The 2,531-nt window shown below is 43.5% G+C and carries 2 protein-coding genes and 3 pseudogenes; 3 read left to right on the top strand and 2 right to left on the bottom strand.

Annotated features, from left to right (window positions below; genetic code table 11):
- A pseudogene (locus O9334_RS17520) lies at positions 1-187 on the top strand (hypothetical protein); the annotation flags it as partial.
- A 115-nt stretch (positions 188-302) separates the two neighbouring features.
- Here the strand turns inward: O9334_RS17520 and O9334_RS17515 are convergent.
- Complete coding sequence (locus tag O9334_RS17515; protein ID WP_045356041.1) at positions 303-677, bottom strand: putative quinol monooxygenase; 375 nt, start codon at positions 675-677, stop codon at positions 303-305.
- Positions 678-884: 207 nt separating this feature from the next.
- Positions 885-1,104 (bottom strand): annotated as a pseudogene (locus O9334_RS17510) (hypothetical protein).
- A gap of 624 nt (positions 1,105-1,728) precedes the next feature.
- Between O9334_RS17510 and O9334_RS17505 the strand changes: the two are divergent.
- Both O9334_RS17505 and O9334_RS17500 read left to right on the top strand, forming a co-directional pair.
- A complete protein-coding gene (locus tag O9334_RS17505) occupies positions 1,729-2,265 on the top strand; it encodes a hypothetical protein (RefSeq protein ID WP_045356043.1) in 537 nt (178 codons plus the stop codon).
- A pseudogene (locus tag O9334_RS17500) lies at positions 2,210-2,531 on the top strand (murein biosynthesis integral membrane protein MurJ); the annotation flags it as partial. The gene O9334_RS17505 and the pseudogene O9334_RS17500, both read left to right, overlap by 56 nt.

Genomic DNA, 2,531 nt, shown 5'->3' with positions numbered 1-2,531 from the left:
TTTCAACTTCAACCAGTCGATTCTCGATTCTCAAGGTCGTGTAATCGGTACTTGGGCCGATGTGTTAAACCGCGCTGGTATCGGTATGGAAGTAATGCACGAGCGCAACGCTCACAACTTCCCCTTAGACTTAGCTAGTGGTGAACAGGCTCCTGTAGCTCTGACTGCTCCTGCTATCAATGGTTAATTCCTAGTCTGAACGAAAAGGCACTCCCGCGAGGGGGTGCTTTTTTGTTGCTTGCCGGTTACTTTCAGGGAAGATGCCAGAATCTAGGGATAATGGGGGACAATCAGGCTAGGGGTTAGGCTTCGCTGGTGCGGCGAATACCTTCGTCGAGAATGAAGAACTGAGGGTTAAGAGAGGCCAACGGCTCTCGCAGTTTTTCGATTTCGGAAGCGGGAGCGTGAACTTCTAGGCGAATAATCTTGGCGATTTTGAGAACTTCGTCTAGCAGTTCCCCGACGTTTTGTAGGTGGGCAAGAACTGCGGAGGCATCGACGTAACCCTCGCGGCAATGAGCAATATTGCCGCTAAAGGAGAAAGCATAATGGATACAGCCCTCTTCGGTGCGGGTTCTCTCAATGAACTTGGGGCCTAGCTCCTTAAACGCAGCAATTTTTCCTTCTTTTACTTCAAAGTAGGGTACTAGAGTACAGCAAGTATCGATTTTGAACATTAGATTCTCCTTGTAGGTGGTGCGGAGGGATATCCTGCGCTTGTGGTGCAGAAAAAATTATCTCAGGGGTTGTCCAGAGCGTGCGCTCCTAGAGAATAATACCCTCGTGTGCAACTTTTTGACTGGAGAAGTTAAGAAAAAGCGATCGCTAACTCAAACAAGGTAGAATGAAAAGCTCAATATTATACTAAATACGTTGAGTATAGGCTACATATCAGTACAGGCAAAAGGCAAGAGGCAAAAGGGAAGAAAAATAGGGTTCTTCGTTACCTGGTATGGTTCAATCGGGTGACATAAATCGACTAAATCCTTATCTGGCAAAAGACTTAATTGATTAGTTCGCTCTAGATCGAAAACAATTGACAAATATCGCAGCAATGTCTTTCTCTATAAGGGTTTCATCTCTTATAACCCCCGTCCATCGCATAACACAAACCGAAGAACCAAAAATAGCTGTACCTCACTAGCTTAGGAAACGCTATATAAGTAGGTAGGCGTTAAAAGTTGTCAGATGCCCCCCTTATTAAGGGGGGATTAAGGGGGGATCCCCCCGCCTATCGGCACCCCCCTTATCAAGGGGGGCAGGGGGGATCGAACCTAAAATCCATTTTTAATTTAATTATAACCAGCTACTTAACAGTTATCTTAATGGTCAGGTGGGAGTCGATCATCGATGCCGAATTAGCTTATACTTCATCTTTATGAGAAACGCTCTCTAGGGATCTGTTTGGGGAAATGGCTGTTATACAGTCCAGTCAAGTTAAATTTGACAACTAGAGAGCGCTTTTCTACGGGAACAGAGAATTAGATAAGAAGAAATACGGCTCTTCTCGACTTTGTGTGATAATTTTTGCTTATGGAATCGTGAAATGCTTATCGGGTAACACTTTTAGGACTATTTTGTCGAAGAAACTATCAGTATAGACCTCGTTTCCACACAGAAACCAGAAGAGCCGAAATACTAATATTTTGTCGCCATCAGCTTTTAGCCACAATTCAATTGAGTATAAAATAATCTCAGAAAAAGCCTCCAGAAAATTTAAAATCAACCATGAAAACAATTATTTTGATTTCTAGTCTATCTTTAACAATGATAGTCGGTGCTTCCTGGGCAAAACCAAATATAGTTTTGGCTCAAACTTGTAATTACTTTGCCGGAACTGCTGTGACGGGAAAAAGCGTTAACATCGATTTATGTTCGATTGTTCCGGCTAGTTCGCGTAGTGTTGACTTCGTTTATTATTTAGGAAATCAACGACTGGTTAGCCAAGCTAATTGTGATAACGGAACTTGGACGACTTTTCCCGAAAGACAAATTCATCGTCCCCGCTCTCAAGCGACTCAAACAATGCTAGAGGTGGTGTGTAGTTACAGATTCGATAGTTCTCAATCTACATCAAGAATCGCTACAGCAATAGTGTTTTCTCCACCATCAAATGTGAGAACATCCCCCAATGGCAATATCATCTGTTCAGTCAGAGAACGTAGAACCATCAATATTTATGGTTCGGTTGGCTCTTGGTATTATACGGATGTCTGTGGGGAAATGGGTGTTATACATTCCAGTCAAATTAAATTTGACAACTAGAGAGCGCTTTTCTGCGGGAACACAGAAACGGGTAGAATCGATCAATGCAGTTGTTTTCTTTCGAGGTGTCGTCATTAGTAAGAAAGCTACCAGTTCCTTAGCCGGTATTGCTGGAATTGTCGCCATTGCCACCTTAATCAGTAAGGTTTTTGGTTTAGTCCGCGAACAGGTAATCGCCGCTGCCTACGGTGTTGGGCCAGTGGTGAACGCCTACGCTTTTGCCTACGTTATCCCCGGTTTTCTGTTAATTCTCCTCGGTGGTATTA

This window comes from Microcystis sp. LE19-8.1F (assembly GCF_027531715.1).
Classification (GTDB): domain Bacteria; phylum Cyanobacteriota; class Cyanobacteriia; order Cyanobacteriales; family Microcystaceae; genus Microcystis; species Microcystis wesenbergii_A.
Note: the sequence above shows the minus strand (reverse complement) of the source record. Positions and strands in the feature narration are given on the sequence as shown.

What these genes read in the sequence shown, in the direction of transcription:
- O9334_RS17515 (WP_045356041.1), bottom strand. Translation starts at nt 677, where the DNA reads ATGTTCAAAATCGATACTTGCTGTACTCTAGTACCCTACTTTGAAGTA.
- O9334_RS17505 (WP_045356043.1), top strand. Translation starts at nt 1,729, where the DNA reads ATGAAAACAATTATTTTGATTTCTAGTCTATCTTTAACAATGATAGTC.